Annotated in this window: 16 protein-coding genes; 3 read left to right on the forward strand and 13 right to left on the reverse strand. The window is 40.4% G+C overall.

Going from position 1 to position 15,735, the window contains the following annotated elements; genetic code table 11:
* Positions 1–35 precede the first annotated feature (35 nt).
* Positions 36–488, forward strand: coding sequence for a YaiI/YqxD family protein (locus DS2_RS00270; RefSeq protein ID WP_035012568.1), 453 nt, complete (start codon positions 36–38; stop codon positions 486–488).
* Here DS2_RS00270 and DS2_RS00275 read toward each other — a convergent pair.
* The 7 genes from DS2_RS00275 to DS2_RS00305 all read right to left on the reverse strand — a co-directional run bounded on the left by DS2_RS00275 (position 472) and on the right by DS2_RS00305 (position 7,394).
* Positions 472–1,806 (reverse strand): outer membrane beta-barrel protein, encoded by a 1,335-nt coding sequence (locus DS2_RS00275; RefSeq protein ID WP_035012569.1) that lies wholly within the window; start codon positions 1,804–1,806, stop codon positions 472–474. The two genes, DS2_RS00270 and DS2_RS00275, sit on opposite strands and share 17 nt — an antisense overlap.
* An 85-nt stretch (positions 1,807–1,891) precedes the next feature.
* Entirely contained in the window at positions 1,892–2,374 is a 483-nt protein-coding gene (locus tag DS2_RS00280) for a hypothetical protein (RefSeq protein ID WP_035012570.1), read from the reverse strand.
* 5 nt (positions 2,375–2,379) lie between these two features.
* On the reverse strand, positions 2,380–3,087 hold the full coding sequence (locus tag DS2_RS00285) for an anti-sigma factor family protein (protein WP_035012571.1): 708 nt from the start codon (positions 3,085–3,087) through the stop codon (positions 2,380–2,382).
* A 21-nt stretch (positions 3,088–3,108) separates the two neighbouring features.
* Positions 3,109–3,666, reverse strand: a complete 558-nt coding sequence (locus DS2_RS00290; protein ID WP_035012572.1) for an RNA polymerase sigma factor — start codon at positions 3,664–3,666, stop codon at positions 3,109–3,111.
* Positions 3,667–3,849: 183 nt separating this feature from the next.
* The gene (gene xylA / locus DS2_RS00295; RefSeq protein ID WP_035012573.1) at positions 3,850–5,184 is read right to left on the reverse strand and encodes a xylose isomerase; all 1,335 of its coding nucleotides are present in this window, start codon (positions 5,182–5,184) and stop codon (positions 3,850–3,852) included.
* Positions 5,185–5,213: 29 nt separating this feature from the next.
* The gene (locus tag DS2_RS00300; protein ID WP_035012574.1) at positions 5,214–6,704 is read right to left on the reverse strand and encodes a xylulokinase; all 1,491 of its coding nucleotides are present in this window, start codon (positions 6,702–6,704) and stop codon (positions 5,214–5,216) included.
* A 315-nt stretch (positions 6,705–7,019) separates the two neighbouring features.
* Positions 7,020–7,394: a cytochrome b562 gene (locus tag DS2_RS00305; RefSeq protein ID WP_035012576.1), complete on the reverse strand. Its 375-nt coding sequence runs from the start codon at positions 7,392–7,394 to the stop codon at positions 7,020–7,022.
* A gap of 163 nt (positions 7,395–7,557) precedes the next feature.
* Here DS2_RS00305 and DS2_RS00310 point away from each other — a divergent pair, with 163 nt between their 5' ends.
* A complete protein-coding gene (locus DS2_RS00310) occupies positions 7,558–8,658 on the forward strand; it encodes a lactonase family protein (RefSeq protein WP_035012577.1) in 1,101 nt (366 codons plus the stop codon).
* Between the two features lie 73 nt (positions 8,659–8,731).
* Here DS2_RS00310 and DS2_RS00315 read toward each other — a convergent pair whose 3' ends face one another.
* Positions 8,732–9,202: an Hsp20 family protein gene (locus tag DS2_RS00315; protein ID WP_035012578.1), complete on the reverse strand. Its 471-nt coding sequence runs from the start codon at positions 9,200–9,202 to the stop codon at positions 8,732–8,734.
* A 145-nt stretch (positions 9,203–9,347) separates the two neighbouring features.
* On the opposite strand from DS2_RS00315, the gene DS2_RS00320 reads away from it, so the two are divergent.
* Positions 9,348–10,178 carry a TatD family hydrolase gene (locus DS2_RS00320; protein ID WP_035012579.1) on the forward strand — a complete coding sequence of 277 codons (831 nt, stop codon included), beginning with the start codon at positions 9,348–9,350 and terminating at the stop codon, positions 10,176–10,178.
* 15 nt (positions 10,179–10,193) lie between these two features.
* Here DS2_RS00320 and DS2_RS00325 read toward each other — a convergent pair whose 3' ends face one another.
* The 5 genes from DS2_RS00325 to DS2_RS21015 are packed head-to-tail and all read right to left on the reverse strand — an operon-like array spanning position 10,194 to position 15,720.
* Positions 10,194–11,222, reverse strand: coding sequence for an SPOR domain-containing protein (locus DS2_RS00325; RefSeq protein ID WP_081754136.1), 1,029 nt, complete (start codon positions 11,220–11,222; stop codon positions 10,194–10,196).
* A 2-nt stretch (positions 11,223–11,224) separates the two neighbouring features.
* Positions 11,225–12,229 carry a sterol desaturase family protein gene (locus DS2_RS00330; RefSeq protein WP_051479479.1) on the reverse strand — a complete coding sequence of 335 codons (1,005 nt, stop codon included), beginning with the start codon at positions 12,227–12,229 and terminating at the stop codon, positions 11,225–11,227.
* Between the two features lie 13 nt (positions 12,230–12,242).
* Entirely contained in the window at positions 12,243–14,447 is a 2,205-nt protein-coding gene (locus DS2_RS00335; RefSeq protein ID WP_035012581.1) for a TonB-dependent receptor family protein, read from the reverse strand.
* A 33-nt stretch (positions 14,448–14,480) separates the two neighbouring features.
* Positions 14,481–15,650: an imelysin family protein gene (locus DS2_RS00340; protein WP_419177426.1), complete on the reverse strand. Its 1,170-nt coding sequence runs from the start codon at positions 15,648–15,650 to the stop codon at positions 14,481–14,483.
* Positions 15,643–15,720, reverse strand: coding sequence for a hypothetical protein (locus DS2_RS21015; protein ID WP_419177427.1), 78 nt, complete (start codon positions 15,718–15,720; stop codon positions 15,643–15,645). Before DS2_RS21015 ends, DS2_RS00340 begins: the two co-directional genes overlap by 8 nt.
* Positions 15,721–15,735: the final 15 nt, after the last annotated feature.

Consider the following 15,735-nt stretch of genomic DNA (forward strand, 5'->3'; position numbering starts at 1 on the left):
ACAGCTTTAACAACCTAAAAGGTAACTGGCAATTTATGGCAAGTATATGGGTAGATGCGGACGCTTGTCCTGTGGTGATTAAAGAGGTTTTATTTAGAGCGGCTAATCGCACACAGACAATGACAACCCTAGTTGCGAATCAATTTATTAAAATCCCACCGTCTAAGTTTATTAAAACCATACAAGTAGAAAAAGGCTTTGATATCGCCGACAACGAGATTGTTAGACGTGCTCAAGCTGGCGATTTGGTCATTACTTCAGACATTCCTCTTGCTGACGAAGTGATCAGTAAAGAAGCTTTGGCATTAAGCCCACGAGGGGAGATGTTTACTAAAGAAAATATTAAGTCTAGGTTAAATATTCGCGATTTTATGGATACACTGCGCTCAAGCGGTATTCAAACAGGTGGTCCTGCAGCATTAAGCCAAGCAGACCGCCAACAATTCGCCAATTGTTTAGATAGATGGTTAGCTACAAATCAAAACTAACGCCGAGCATGATTAAGGTTTGCTGGTAGCTGTAGGTAGATGAATTTGAATTATTGTCGGTCCAGTTTAAGTCAAAAAATATTCGCCAGTTTGGGTTGATTGTATATTCTGTTCGTTGCGATAGATTTATTCGTTTGTCTTGTCTGTTCAACGTCGAACCATCGGAAAATTGGTGTGGGTCATGATAAGCTGAAACCTTGTACAGGGCACTAAAACTCAATAACCAATCGTTTAACTGGATGTTTTTGTCGAATTTAACACTGCTGCGATTGGCTGAATAAGAAGTAAAGCTTTCTTCGTCTACTAAATCATTTTTATCATCAATTGTGTAGTTGAGTGTTAATTTGAGCCGGTTGTTATAATCTCCAAATTGCCAAATTATTTTATTCTGCCACGCAAAACCTGCGAGGTGTTGATATTGATTGTCGGCTGCATTGGCTTTTTTATACTGGCTTTCTAACGTCAAACTTTGTTGAGAGGGGAGCGGCAGGTGATAGCCAACGGCGAGCCGCAGATTATTTAAGTAGTCCGAACCGGATAAAGATAACATCTCTGCATTAGCGTTTATGTAAAAGTAATCATTGCTATTTGCACGATTAATTCCGTCAAGTATGAAGTGTTTACTAGCCCCCAAGCCGAGCACTGAAAAATCATAAGCTGAATGCTTCGCATATTTGTTGTTTAAATAGACCGCATTGACTGACCAATAGCGGCGAATGTCTGTTTCGCCAATGTATGCGGCTGATATTAAACTTTCGATTAATGTATCGTTTTTATTATTTCTAGTGTCTGAGCTAATAGCGACTGCGTTATTATCGTGGCCGTAGCCGACTTGTGCAGATACAAACCAATTAGATAAATTACTAGGGACTGGCGAATCTGTTAATTCAAACTCAGCGAATTCAAGTTGATCTAACTGTTGGCCTGCAATATGTTGAATGTGTGGGTCGTTACCGAGCAATACTATTTCTTCAAACAAAATTATCGCTTGTTCGACTTGGCCTAATTTTTTATGTGTCACTGCGATATTGTATTTTAATAAATCGCTGTCGCCGTTTTGTTCGACAATTTTTTGAAAACTCTGCTGCGCTTGCTGCCAAAGTGACAACTTGAATTGGCACACTGCTATATTATACAAGGTGCTGACCAGTGGTTCTTGTTGGTAAGCTTGCTGGTAAAAGGTTAGCGCAACTGAGTAGTTTTGTTGTTCAAACGCTTGATGTGCTTGATTTAACTGCTTTGGATGAGCACTTATCTGGTTGGCATGGCTGGTTGTTAGGCACACAATAGTGAGCAATATTGCGATAACATATTTCATATTGTTTCCAGTATTAGGCTGAGGAAAAAAGCCTGGCTAGGGTCTTATCAATTCAACCAAAGCCAGGCTTACACCTCAAACTGCTTTATTGTTGTAGTTGTTCTCTGCGCTCTTCACGTTTTTCTTTGCGTTCTTTACGCTTTTCACGGATTCGTTCTTTAAGCTTTTCTCTGACCTCTTGTTTCTTGGCTTGCAATTGCTCTTTTAAATCGTCGTTATTGTTAATGTATTCACGTATCGCTTCGCGGTTGGCTTGTCGTTTTTGCTTAATTTCAGCTAATTTAGCAGCCAAACCATCTTTATCACCTGCGTCTTTTAATGCTTTTAACGTCTCGCGATCGGCTTGTCGCTCTGCTTTGTGTGTTTCAATTTCTGCTTCAGTCAATGCGCCAGAGTCCAACATGTGTTCTACCACTAAGTTGCGCCCTGGAATTTGCAGTCTGTGCCCAGTACGTACCTGCTCTTTGGTTATTTCCATTGTTACATCGTCAAGCGATTGTGCATTGGCACCGAAGCAAGTTGCAACTAGTAGCGCTGATAAACTAAATTTAATCATTGAGATTTTCATAAAAATTACCCTAAATTGTTAAAGTCATTCGCAGTAGGATTGGTTAGATTAAACACAGAATCCGCTGCACCTAGTTGAGGTGAAACCAGTTTTACTTCTAGCTCAAAGTCCTTTTGTGTATTGTTATTATTAATATTGGCGATAAATTGAATGGTTTGGTTAAGGTCAACGCCCTCTGGCACTTCAATTGGTAACTGCAGCACGTTTGCACCTTTTTTAAGAGCAACTGGCCAATTTAGTTGGGCTAATCCTTCGTAGCCGACCAATTCAACTTCATCAGGTATTTGTAGCTGTAAATCAGCATCTGGCATGTCTTCTGGTACATAAATAACCAATGACACTTGGGTTGTGAAAGCTTCTATATTGATGTTTTGTGCAATAGGTGTTTCGACGACAGAGTTTACTTGCTGTTGATTAAATAAAAATACTGACAAAAACAACACAGATGCCGCGGCAAACCCTTTAATAAAACTATTATTGCTGCTGGCTGCTTTGTTTGTGTTGAGCTTATTTAACATTTGCTGTTTTTTATCAGCTGAGAGTTCTGGTGTTTGTAAGCCAGCCAACTTAGTTAAATAAGCTTGGTGTTGCTCAAGCATGTGTTGGCATTCTGGGCAATTGGTTAAATGTGCGTCAACTTTTTGCTGCTCTAGGCTGGTTAAATTGCCTTGGCAAACGTCGTTGATGTTTTGATGGATAAATTCGCAGTTCATAATTAAGTTCTCACACATTAGTTACATACAATGACGTGATTGGATATCAGATGGTTGCAAATTAAATAAAATTTTTAATTTAGCTCTTGCGCGGTGCAAATCAGACTTAAGTGTACCGACAGGTTTTTGCATGATTTCGGCAAGTTCCACCAGCGTATAACCATTGATGTCATGCATGGTAACGAGAGCTCGCTGGTTGGAATTCAACTGTGATAAACCTGCCAAAACTTGTTGGTGGGTTAACAACAACTCGTGCTCTGGGGTTGCTTGGGTCAGGGGGATCTGTTGTTCGTCGTCTAGGCTATCAATCAGTGGGCGTGACTTTTGTTGGCGATACTGGTCGACAAACTTGTTGTAGAGGCAGCGCATTATCCAAGCTTTGGTTTTTTCTGCTTGCTGTAACTTTGTTAGGTTTTTGAACAGTTCAGCCAATACCTCTTGTACTAGATCTTCTGCGTCTTCTGTATTACCTGTGTATTGATAAGCGACTTTAAACATCAGGTTTAAATATGGCTCAACAATTTGTTCGAAACTTTGTTGTTTGTTGTTGCCAAACAGCAGTGACACAACCTTGTTCATATTCGCGACGCTACATTTTTTTATTCATTATATAGGTATAACGAAGCGCAGCTAAAAAGGTTGCAAATTATTTGAATTATTTTTTGGGAAGAGAGCAAGTAGATAAAAAAAGCCCCACTGGCATCCTACTAGTGGGGCTAACACATGGGCTAGATTACTCTAACAACAAGGAACTCTTTTCAATTAAATATATTGATTGATGATGTTTTCGAACAATTCTTGTTTGCCTGAAATTTGTTCAGGTTCACCTACAGCTGCACCAATTTCCGCTAGCTGTTCTAAAGTAAGTTTGCCATCAACAAAGTCTTTACCTTGACCTGACTCGAAAGTCTCGTAACGTTTGTTACGTAATTCAGTGTATTTAGACTTAGTTAATATTTCGTCAGCGATAATGAGTGAACGTGCAAATGTGTCCATACCACCAATGTGACCTAAGAAGATATCTTCCATATCTGTTGATTCACGACGAGTTTTAGCATCAAAGTTAACGCCGCCACCTTGTAAACCACCAGCTTCTAAATAAACCAACATTGCTTCAACTGTTTCGTTGATGTTGTTCGGGAATTGGTCTGTATCCCAGCTGTTTTGGTAGTCACCACGGTTTGCATCGATAGAGCCTAACATGTTGTTATCGGCTGCAACTTGCAATTCGTGTTGGAAAGTGTGGCTTGCAAGTGTTGCATGGTTAACTTCAATGTTTACTTTAAAGTCGTCTGTGCTTAGACCGTATTTTTGTAAGAAACCGGCTACAGTTGCTGTATCAAAGTCGTATTGATGCTTAGTCGGTTCCATTGGCTTAGGCTCAATGAAGAAAGTACCATTCCAACCTTGGCTGCGCATGTAGTCTTTAGCCATATGTAACCAACGAGCGAAGTTTTCTTGTTCGCGTTCCATCTTAGTATTCAATAAAGTGATGTAACCTTCACGGCCACCCCAGAATACGTAGTTTTCGCCGTTTAGCTTCATTGTTGCGTCCATCGCAATCTTGAGCTGAGCACCAGCACGCGCTAACGTTGGGAAGTGAGGGTTAGTGCCTGCACCATTCATATAACGTGGGTTAGAGAATAGGTTTGATGTACCCCAAAGCAATTTAACGCCTGATGCTTTTTGCTTCTCTAACGCGATATCTGTTATAAATTGAATTTTTTCTTCAAATTCACCGACTGATGAATTCTCTTCGTCGATTAAATCAGTATCGTGGAAGCAGTAGTAAGGCAAACCCATCTTAGTAAAGAATTCAAACGCTGCATCCATTTTATCTGCTGCACGTTGCTTAGCAGAATTTGCATCGTTCCATGCAAAACGTTGTGGACCCGGGCCAAATGGGTCATGACCTTGACCACAGAAAGTGTGCCAGTAACAGCCAGAAAAACGTAACCATTCTTTCATGGTTTTGCCTGCAACTACGCGGTTTTCGTCGTACCATTTAAATGCAAATGGGTTGTCTGAATCTCGGCCTTCAAATTCAATTTTGCCCACTGTAGGGAAAAATTCTTTATCACCTAAAATAATACTCATGGCTATTACCTCACTAATTGGGATCTAACTTAAATAGATTTCTGTAAAAATTTCTTCCAGTTTTGATAGGCATTGGCATATGCATCTACTTTACTGGCTTCAGGTTCGTATTGAGCGCACAACTCTAAACCTTTAAACATTTCGTCGCGGTTGCTGTAGTAACCTAGACCGAATCCTGCACCGCGCGCTGCACCTTCTGCACCGTCGGTTTCATATAGTTCAACTGTTGTTTGGCAGCTATTTACAAAAGCTTCAACAAAAATTGGACTCAAAAACATATTGCCTTTACCCGCGCGGATAACATTGCTGCTTACACCCATGTCTTTTAAAACATCAAAACCATATTTAAGCGCAAACACTATGCCTTCTTGTGTGGCGCGTACCATGTGGCCGAGTTGATGACGGTTAAAATCTAAATTTTGAATATGGCCACCAACATTTTTATTCTGTAATACACGCTCAGCACCATTCCCAAATGGCAACATGCTTAAACCATCTGAGCCTATAGCTACGTCTTTGGCTAGGTCGTTTAAAAGTGGGTAACTGACTTCTTGCCCTTGTACTGAAACAATTGAGCGCAACCAGCTAAATAAGCGGCCTGTGCCATTTACGCACAACAATACGCCGTTTGCGTTGTTGTCTGGTGTGCTTGATACGTGTTGGAAAGTGTTAACGCGTGAAGCTGAGTCATAGACGTTTTTATCTGTCACCGCGTAAATAACGCCTGATGTGCCAGCGGTTGCCGCGACTTCACCTGCTTGCATTACGTTTAATGACAACGCATTGTTTGGTTGGTCGCCACCACGGTAAGTTACTTTTATGCCTGCTCGTAATCCTAATTCAGCTGCAGCTTGTTGGCTTACACTGCCTTGGTCGCCAAAAGAAGGCACTATGGTTGGAATTAAATTTTGTTCAAATCCATAGTGGTTAATAATGTCGGTAGCAACACTATTGTTTTCGAAATCCCACAAAATACCTTCACTTAGGCCGGAAGATGTTGTGGTAATATCGCCGGTTAGTTTCATCGCGATGTAGTCACCCGGCAACATTATTTTGTCAATTTCTTGATAAACTTCGGGTTGGTTGTCCTTTACCCACTTTAATTTAGACGCGGTAAAGTTACCCGGTGAATTTAAAAATTGTTTTAAGCACTTCTCTTGGCCTAATTGGTTGAATGCTTGTTCACCAATTTCAACTGCGCGGCTGTCACACCAAATAATAGCAGGTCGCACAATTTGCTGATTTTTATCAACACAAACTAGGCCATGCATCTGATAAGAAATACCGATTGCTTCAATTTTTGTTGGGTCGACTTGTTCTAACGAAAACAGCTCTTGGCAGGCTTGTTTAATGCAGTCCCACCAAGTCTCTGGTGCTTGTTCAGCAAACCCTGCTTGTGGTGCTGAAATTGTTAGTTCAGTTTTTGGGTAGTGTGTGGAAGCAATGCTTTTACCTGTTGCTGCATCTAAAATAGATGCCTTGGTTGACGAACTACCGATGTCTAAACCTAAAAAGTACATAACCACTTAACCTATTTAAATTCTGCGCGACAGTGCGCGGTCGTTTAACTTGGAATTAAGTTTATGGTTAGCGAAAAAAACCAACAAGTAGCAAAATTCGTTGTTTTAGTATGAAATTTTGTTTTAACGGTTTGGTTAGCTATTTTTGTTAGTTTGGCGGGGTAGGGCGCTCAGGATTAACCTCAAAAGGCGCAAAAATGCATGCGAGGAGTCAGCACAACCTAGAGTTTGTGAAAAAAAATCGAAGTTTTAACAGTATGTTTTAATTGAACGGCTGGTTGAAACTTATGCCAACCAGCACTGTAGCGAACTGGATTAATGCTCTTCAACACCTAACAGTTCATGATACTCTTCTTCGATATCGTGCAAGGCTTTTAATTGAGGTTTAATGTTTTCGATATTGCCTTGTGACAGGGCCAATTTAATCGCTTGAATTTCGCCAAGCAGTTTTTCCATACCTTCATCGTAGTTTGCCTGATCTTCAGCTTTCACTTTTTGCTGTTTTGCAAACAATACATGTTCTTCTAATTGAGCAATTAACTGTTGTTTATCGGCAACAGTTTCAGCTTGTTTTAAACTTTTGTAGGTGTCTCCCATTGACTCCATAGCTTCATGAATTGGGTTAGGTTTGCTACAAGCCATTAAGAATGCAGACGTCAATACCGCGGTTATTAGTAATTTTTTATTCATTTTTGACTTCCTTAAAATTATTCGGTCAACAGACCTTAGCGCAACTTTAGACGCTATCGCCGTTTGGTGCAATACGTAGCGAATTATTAGTTGCAAAATGTAAACGTTTTATGCGTTAATTGCTGGCGCTTTGTACACAAAATAACTAGATTAAAAACGAATTATGAAAATTTTTTTAAACACATGGAAAAAAACGGCAATAGCAGCTTCTGCTGCAATATGTTTACACGCACCCGCGCAGGCGGCTGACTACTTTATTTTAGGTGCAGATTCTGAAACAGAGTCTGGTGTATATCAACTAACTATTGAATCTTACACTAATAAGGCATACCAATTAGAACGGCTTATAGCAACGCAGGACCCATCCTATATTGCTATGAGTTCTGACTATCAATCCCTATTTGCAGTAAACGAAGAAGCAAATTCGGGTGTATTTGCTTTTAATTATACTAATGGCCACTGGACAAAGGCTGGGCAAATTGAAGGCTTGGGAGATTATCCTTGTTATGTCAGTTGGAATGGTATTCGTAATCAATTGGCGGTTGCGACGTATGTTTCACCTAACTATTCTGTGATTGACTATACAGACAACCAATTAAGTTTATCTGGGCAAGTTATTCATAGTGGTGCTGGGCCGCATAAGCGCCAAGAAGCACCTCATCCACATTGGATGGGCTGGTCACCAGAAGGGCAATTTTTATATGGTGTGGACTTAGGCACAGATCAAATATTACAGTTTAGCCAGCAAAATGGTCAGTGGAATGCAAAAGTTGCCGCTAGTTTACAAGCGGGAGATGGCCCTCGTCATTTGGCTTTTCACCCAACTAAAAATTATGCTTATGTGTTAAATGAGTTATCCAATACTTTGGTCGCTTATGAGCAATCAGTTGTTGATGGTTCGCTAACGCAAATTCAGCGCGTGAATACGTTGTCGACTGATAAAAAGTCGCAAGCTGCTGCCATTCGTTTATCTGCGGACGGTAAGTTTATTTACTTAACTAACCGTGGTGAAAATTCAATCGCAGTATTTAAGGTGTTAAATTCTGGCGAAGTTCAGCTGGTGCAGCACATTAGCACTAATGGTAATTGGCCACGTGATTTTAACTTTAGCTATAAACAAGATTATTTGCTTGTTGCCAATCGTAAAAGTGACAATTTAGCTGTTTATAGCCGTGATAAAGACACTGGCAAGTTAACTGATTTGGCTTTTGATATTAAAGCTGACAATGTTAAGTTTGTTCAAGGCGTACCGGCGGGATATTAATTGTATTGATTACTAAAAAGCGCGGTATAAACCGCGCTTTATCAAAGGTTGTTGAGTGTAAAATGACAGAAAACTATTTGTTTTCTAACAGCCCATCCGTTGATTTTTTATTACCAATTGGAATGGTTTTTGGTTTAAGTGCTTCAGGCACTTCACGATATAAATCGATATGCAACAAACCATTATCCATATCTGCACCACTTACTTTGATGTGGTCGCTCAATTGGAATTTTCTTTCAAAATTGCGCTCAGAAATTCCTTTGTAGATAAAGCGCTTTTCATCATCTTTTTGTTGTTGCTCTGCGTTGTTTTCTTTACGCCCAGTCACAGTTAGCGTGTTATTTTCTAAATTAATCTCAAGTTCATCATCTGCAAAGCCCGCTACTGCTAGCGTAATACGGTATTTATCTTCTGCAGTTAGTTCAATATTGTATGGTGGATAACCTGCTGATTTATCAGAGCGTGCAGCAGAGTCCATTAAGTTAGCTAGATGGTCAAAACCAATAAATGAACGGTATAATGGAGTAAAGTCTAAAGTTTTCATAATCATATCCTCGCTATTAAGCAATATGGTAAAGTTTGATTTTTAGCTCACTTCCTCACTATTGAGCGAAGTGAAGTTTGGTTAGACCCGTTACCGGCGTCTAATATAGATATAGGGTGGTTATTTTGCCTTTCAAGGCTTTTTTATGAAATTTTTTGATTCACACTGTCATTTGGATTTATTGGGCGTTACAAAGCCGCTAGCAGACGTATTTGAGTTGGCTTATAAAAACCGCGTGCATTCAATGCTGATTCCAGCAACAACCCAAGAAAGCTGGAAGAGAATTGACGACCTAATTGATCATCAACTAGCAAATAAAAGCGCAAAAACACAACCGCTCAAGTTGTATAAAGCGTATGGATTTCACCCGTACTTTTTAGCGCAACATCAACTTTCAACAGTGGTCGACAATTTAGTGTATCAACTGCAACAAGCTGACAAAGCTTGTGTAGCAGTTGGAGAGGTTGGTTTAGATTATGCTAGTCAAGTTTGTTCAAATCAGCAGGTCAAACAGCGTCAGCGCCATTTATTTTGTCAGCAAATAGAGATTGCCAATCAATTTAAAAAACCACTGATTATCCATCACAGAAAAAGCATTGATGATATTTGTAAATATCTTAAGCAGCATCATTTTCACTACGGGGGAGTTGTGCATGCGTTTTCAGGTAGTGTGCAACAAGCTAAAAATTTAATCGACTTAGGGTTTTATTTAGGCATAGGCGGCACTATTACCTACAGTAGAGCAAATAAAACCAAACAAGCGATTCAGGCGGTCGGCGCTGCGCGTTTATTGTTAGAAACGGATAGTCCTGATATGCCTATTTGTGGCAAACAGGGGCAGGTTAATGAACCGGGGTTTATCCCACAAATATTTTATGTGCTGCATAATTTGCTCAAACATCAAAGCGAATACAGGCAAGCGGATCGGCTTGCGCAGCAGCTTTGGCAAAACACGCACCAGTGTTTTTCGCTTTGAGGTGTGTTAATCAGACTAATTTGCCCGAATAATGCCGTCAATTGCAAATCGGCTACTGATGGCTTTTCTGGCAGAGGTGGCTTGGTTTCTGTCGTTAAAACCAACGGCATATACAATATTCAGATTATCTTTTTTGACAACCTCAGCTTGATAACCAGCTGATTCCAATTTGCTTGCTAATTGTTTGGCATTGCTTGGGTTAGCAAATGCGCCTAGCTGCAATTTGAAATTATTTTGTGACGGCCGTTGTTGGACATTAGTTTCAATTTTTTTACTAAGGACTTTAGGTTCTTGTTCAGCTACACCTTGTGCGGCTCGTTCGGCCATTCTTTGTTCAACTAAGGTTGATGAAGTAGTCGGTGCAACAACAGGTTGCACCGGGTCTGATGCCTGCACAGAGTTTATGGTTATTTTATCTGCCTGCTGCGCTTGCCTATTGGTTGCAGGGGCGGTTTTGTTGCTCACCAATGGTTTTGGTTTGGAAATTTCACCGCGTACCACTTTATTGGATTTGTCGGCAAAGCTGAGCCGATAGGTTAACCCTAACTGTAAGTTAGATATGTCACCAAAATAGTTTAGTCCGTCAATACGGTTTAGCCCCATATTGAGGCTTAATACATCACTGACTGCCCAGTTCATTTGAACTGCATAGGTAAGCGCTGTATCTCCTGGCTCCAACCATGTTTGCTGACTATCTGATATCTGTTGATTTGCAATTGCCGCACCCAATCTAAACGCAACAGAGAGTTTCTGATTTAACGGAACTCGATATTGATATCCTACTAAATATGCGGGCAATGAATTTTTTTGTTCAACATCGTTGTCATCAATGAATTCGATATTATCAATATTCAAATAGTCTAGATAAACGCCGCCCCAACTTTTGCTCTCGTAGCTTACGCCAACTAGGGCGCCAGCTGATGGTTTATCGGTTCGAGCTTGGATATACGCAGCGGTTAAGTTTATTTCATCTGCGCACACAGCTAAGGTTGGGATTGTAGTCAAACTTGCCATTAAAACGGCGGTTAGGCGATTCCGTTGCATAGTTAGGTGTTATTTTGTTTAGAATTTTCTAAGTGTATGCTTTTTTTATTATTAGTCAAAGTTGCTGTAAATTTGGCCAGGTTAAACATAAATGGTGCTAAGTAGAGGTTGAGTAAATTATGTGGTTTAGCTTGTTTGCTCTGTATGCCAAAAGTCAGTTTGAATGGCCGTTTTTTACTGGTAACGATCAAGCTTGCAAAAAGTTTATCCCAAATAGCCAGTGCGGTGCCAAAGTTACAGTCGTAATATTGTTTTTGTTTAGCATGATGGAGTTGATGTTGTGCAGGGCTGATTAATATATGCTCAAGTTTGCCCCAAGACCACCATACGTGGGAATGCCTGAGGTTTGCCCCAAAAATATTAAAAACAAATACAAATACATTGGCGCCAAGAATATCTAGCATGGTTAAAAAAGGCCCGTAAAGACACATACAAATGCCGAGTGCAAGAGCTTGTGTTAACGTCATTCGGATTGCATATAATAAATTTTCAATTGGATGACTACGGTAAATCGTCAGTGGGGTTAAAACTTCAGCGCTATGGTGCACTTGATGAAAACGCCACAACAGTGGAATTTTGTGCATGAGCCAATGCAACAAGAAACGCGAAAAGTCATCTAACAAAAATAGCACCAGAGTAAATACCCATAATGCAGATTGACTGCCCACAACGGGGCGAGACGACAACGCAAAAGTTTGGTTGATAAATAAATAAATTTCTATCGCCAGTGGTGCTGCGGCAAATAAAAACGGTGATATTAACAGTACCTTTATAAACTTATTGATAAACATGAGTTGGTAGTCAGCCAGCGCACTTGGATGCAACCAAATTGTTTTGTTAAACAAATATTGGTAGAGGCCTTTTTTTTGCCTTGTGTTGTGGTTAAGGGCATAAACACAGATGGCAATGGCGCAGGAGCTGGCTAAATATACAACAAATACACGTTTATTGGCGTCAGTAATATTTGACGCCAATTCAAGTAAATTTGTTTGCAACCAATCTAACATGTTAAACCTATATTTATAGGCTTATTTTGTAACCCACTACAAACATGCGTGGTTTACCTGGGCGCGCGCCATTGGGGCGGCTACTAATCACATTGACTTCGTCTGTCAAGTTATCCACTTTTAGGTAGACTGATTGATCAGACGAAATAAAATAGCTTGCCGACAAATCAAATATGGTTTGAGCATCAATTAAATGATCAGACAAATTGACCCCGCTTCCTGCGGCTTCTTGCATTTCACCGGTATATTTGGCCTGAAGGTTAACCGCCCAGTCGTTAGCAGATAAACCAGTTGTTAAGGTTAAGCTGTGATCTGGCTGATAAGGCATGCTATCACCTTTGCTTACTTCACCCCACTGTGGGTAATCAGAGACAAAACTTTGTTGGAACTCAGATTGAATGTAACTATAGGTTAGACTCCACGGCATATCTAAACTAGGGGTTAAATTGACCCTAGATGCTATATGCGCTTCAATGCCTAATACATTAACATCACCACCGTTAAAGTCAGCGTCTAACTGGCAGTTAGATGACTGTGAAAACGAACAGCTTTCTTTTAGATTACTATAGTCGTTGAAGAAGCCAACAATTTCACCATTGATTTGGTTGTTGTTGAATCTAAACCCAACTTCGTAATTGATGCTTTTTTCAGCTTCAACATTTTCATCATTTTGCTGTGGGCTGCTCGGTACATATCCTTGATGAACACCCGCAAATACACCATAGTCTTCATCCAACTTATAAAAAGCGCTGATACTCGGTAACCAAATGCGACTGTCTTTTTTTAGATAATCGAGCTCATTTTTGCCATTGGTGTATTTGGAATCGATAAATTCACCCCGTACACCTGCTGTTAACGTGAGCGCATCTATGCTAATTGTGTCTTGAATATAGACAGAAACAGCATCAGATTTTTCTTGGTTTACTGTGGTAAAGGTTTTATCGTTTAGGTTGCTTACTTGACCACCAACTGCCATCGAATAAGTTTCTTCGAAATGGTCGCGGTTGATGTAGTCTTGGTGTAAACGAATACCTGCATCTAGCTTATGCTCAAGACCAATAAAGCTAAAACTAAAGCCTAGGTCTGATTGAATACCTTGCGAGCGATAACTTCTGTCATTGGTGCCTAAGACAAATTGTCCGTCACCAGAGCCCGCTAATATTTGGTAATAGCTTTGATTCTCTTCAGATATTGGGTTAATAAGTACATCTAACAAAGACGGCGTGTTGGTGCCAAAACCAGAAACTTTTGCCCAATCACGACTAAAGTTATGTTGATAGATACGAGTGGTGATATCAAAAGCATCTTGTTCGTAATAGTGGGTCAACTGAATGGTATCGTGATCCCAATTCATTTGGTCGTTTTGCGATGCTGCGTAACGTCGAAATGGGTTTACCGCTAAATCTTGTTGTGTCAGGCCTAAGTATGTTTCATTCGATTTTTCAGTGGCATACGCGAGTTTTAGCTCAACAAAATTCTTCATTTTGCCTTGGCTAAAGTCGTAATTAAATTTAATCATAACATCTGATTTTTCAAAGCCTGTTGTTTGCTCGGAAAAGTCTATGTTTTTAAAACCATCTGCGCGGGTGTACAAACCTTCAATTAAATAACCAAAATGATTATTGGTATTGCCGTGATACGCGTGTATTTTGCCGTATTGGTCAGAGCCATAGGCAATATCTAACGCAGTTGACTGCACATCAGGCACTTCGCGCGTGACTAAATTAAGTGCACCAGCAACTGTATTTGGGCCATATTTTATTGCTGCAGGGCCTTTAAACACCTCAACAGCTGTCATACGGCTGACCATTGGAAAATAGTAAGCTGAAGGTGCAGAGTAGGGCGCAGGGGAGATGAGCACACCATCTTCCATTAACGATATCTTTTTACTGCGCTCAGGTGTTGCGCCACGAAAACCTATATTGGGGCGTAAACCATAACCATCTTCTTCACGAATATTGACCCCAGGTACAGTTGCTAAAATTTTATTGATATCGTCAAATTCAAATTTTTCTAACTCAGCTTCAGACACTAGGCTAGTCGCACCACCTTGGGTGCGCAGTTTATCGTGCGCGCCCAAAATTTGAATGCGCTCGTGAAAGCGACTGTCGTTGCTGTTTTGTTGTGTTTGCTCAGCGGATTCTGCCGCATATACTGGCACGTTCAACCCAACTAAACTGGTTGTTACGGCCAAAGTAACTTTTGAAATTTTGCTCATTGTTATCTTATCCAAAACCTTAATAAACCATAGTTAATCGTTGTCGCCAGCTGAAGTGTCAGGTAAGTCGACTGCTAGGCTAGTGATAAAGTGGGTTTTAAGCTGATCTGTTGCCACTTTGATTTGTGAGTGCAAAGTTGCATAATGGGCGTAGTCTTGATTTTGGCTATTAATTGCAGTTGCAAAATCGCTGTCAATTGTTGCTAAGGTTGCTTGTGCATCTGTGACAGCCTTAATTATCACGTTAGCGGTTTCTTCATCACCAACTGCTTTTAAGAAGTCATCAAAACCAAGTGCATCTTCATCATCGCCGGCTAACGAGTCTGTTGCGCCAGTAAATAATTGCTGGAAGGTCGCTAGGTTTTGTTCGATTGCTTGGTTACTTAATTTTGCGTATTTGGCTTCTACTTGTTCGGCTCTATCCGTTGATGGGCATGTGCTTGGACCCACTGAAAGCGGGCAGCCTAATTTAAAATCTTTAAGTTGGTAATCTAAGTAAAAAAGTGCTTGACCCAGAGTGTTTATCGCGGTTTTAGCGTCACCTTGTTTTATCTCATTTAGATAGGCTGATTCGCCTTGTTGCCAACTATTTTGCCAAGCGGTGACATTGTCATTCAGCTCCATTTGCACCGCTTGCAAATAGTTACACTGGCGTTCCAGCTTAGTCTGTTCGGGTAGGTCGTTCCAACCAACTAGTGAGCCTGATTCTACGCGGCAACTATGTTCAGTCCCTGATTTAAATAATAAATATTCCTGAGCGAATAATCCCTTTCGTTCCTTTAGTCTTTGACTTAACTGGTAAGGCTGGCCATTTACTGTACCTGTGTGATAAAAGGCCACTTCTTGATCGACGCCACATGCTGCCGTGCTAGGCCAAGCATAAATTTTATCTCGTAAGGCAAAAAACTCTTTTGCAAGTGGTTCTAACTGGACCGCTTCAATATTTTGCCAAGCCAAAAATGTATTAGAGAAAGCTTGTTGCGCAACTTGTTTAGCTTGGTCAATTTGACTGTTTTGAGTCACTGCTGTGCAGTAATTGTTGATGGCGGTGGTTTGCTGTTTAAATGCTATAGTAAAAGCCTGATGCTTTGGCAAAACAACATTGTCGACTAAGTGATTAATCAACTCGGATTCAGTGAATTTAGCACTTAGGCCATACTCAGGGCCTGCTTCGCTGGTAGTTTGTTCTCCACAGCTAACCATTGATAAACTGATAGCAGCAATGGCGATGGCGCTTAAAGTATTTCGCAATTTCATGCAGCTTTTCTCTCATTAAAATAGTTATGAT

Origin of the sequence: Catenovulum agarivorans DS-2 (assembly GCF_000568405.1) — a bacterium.
Taxonomy (GTDB): domain Bacteria; phylum Pseudomonadota; class Gammaproteobacteria; order Enterobacterales; family Alteromonadaceae; genus Catenovulum; species Catenovulum agarivorans_A.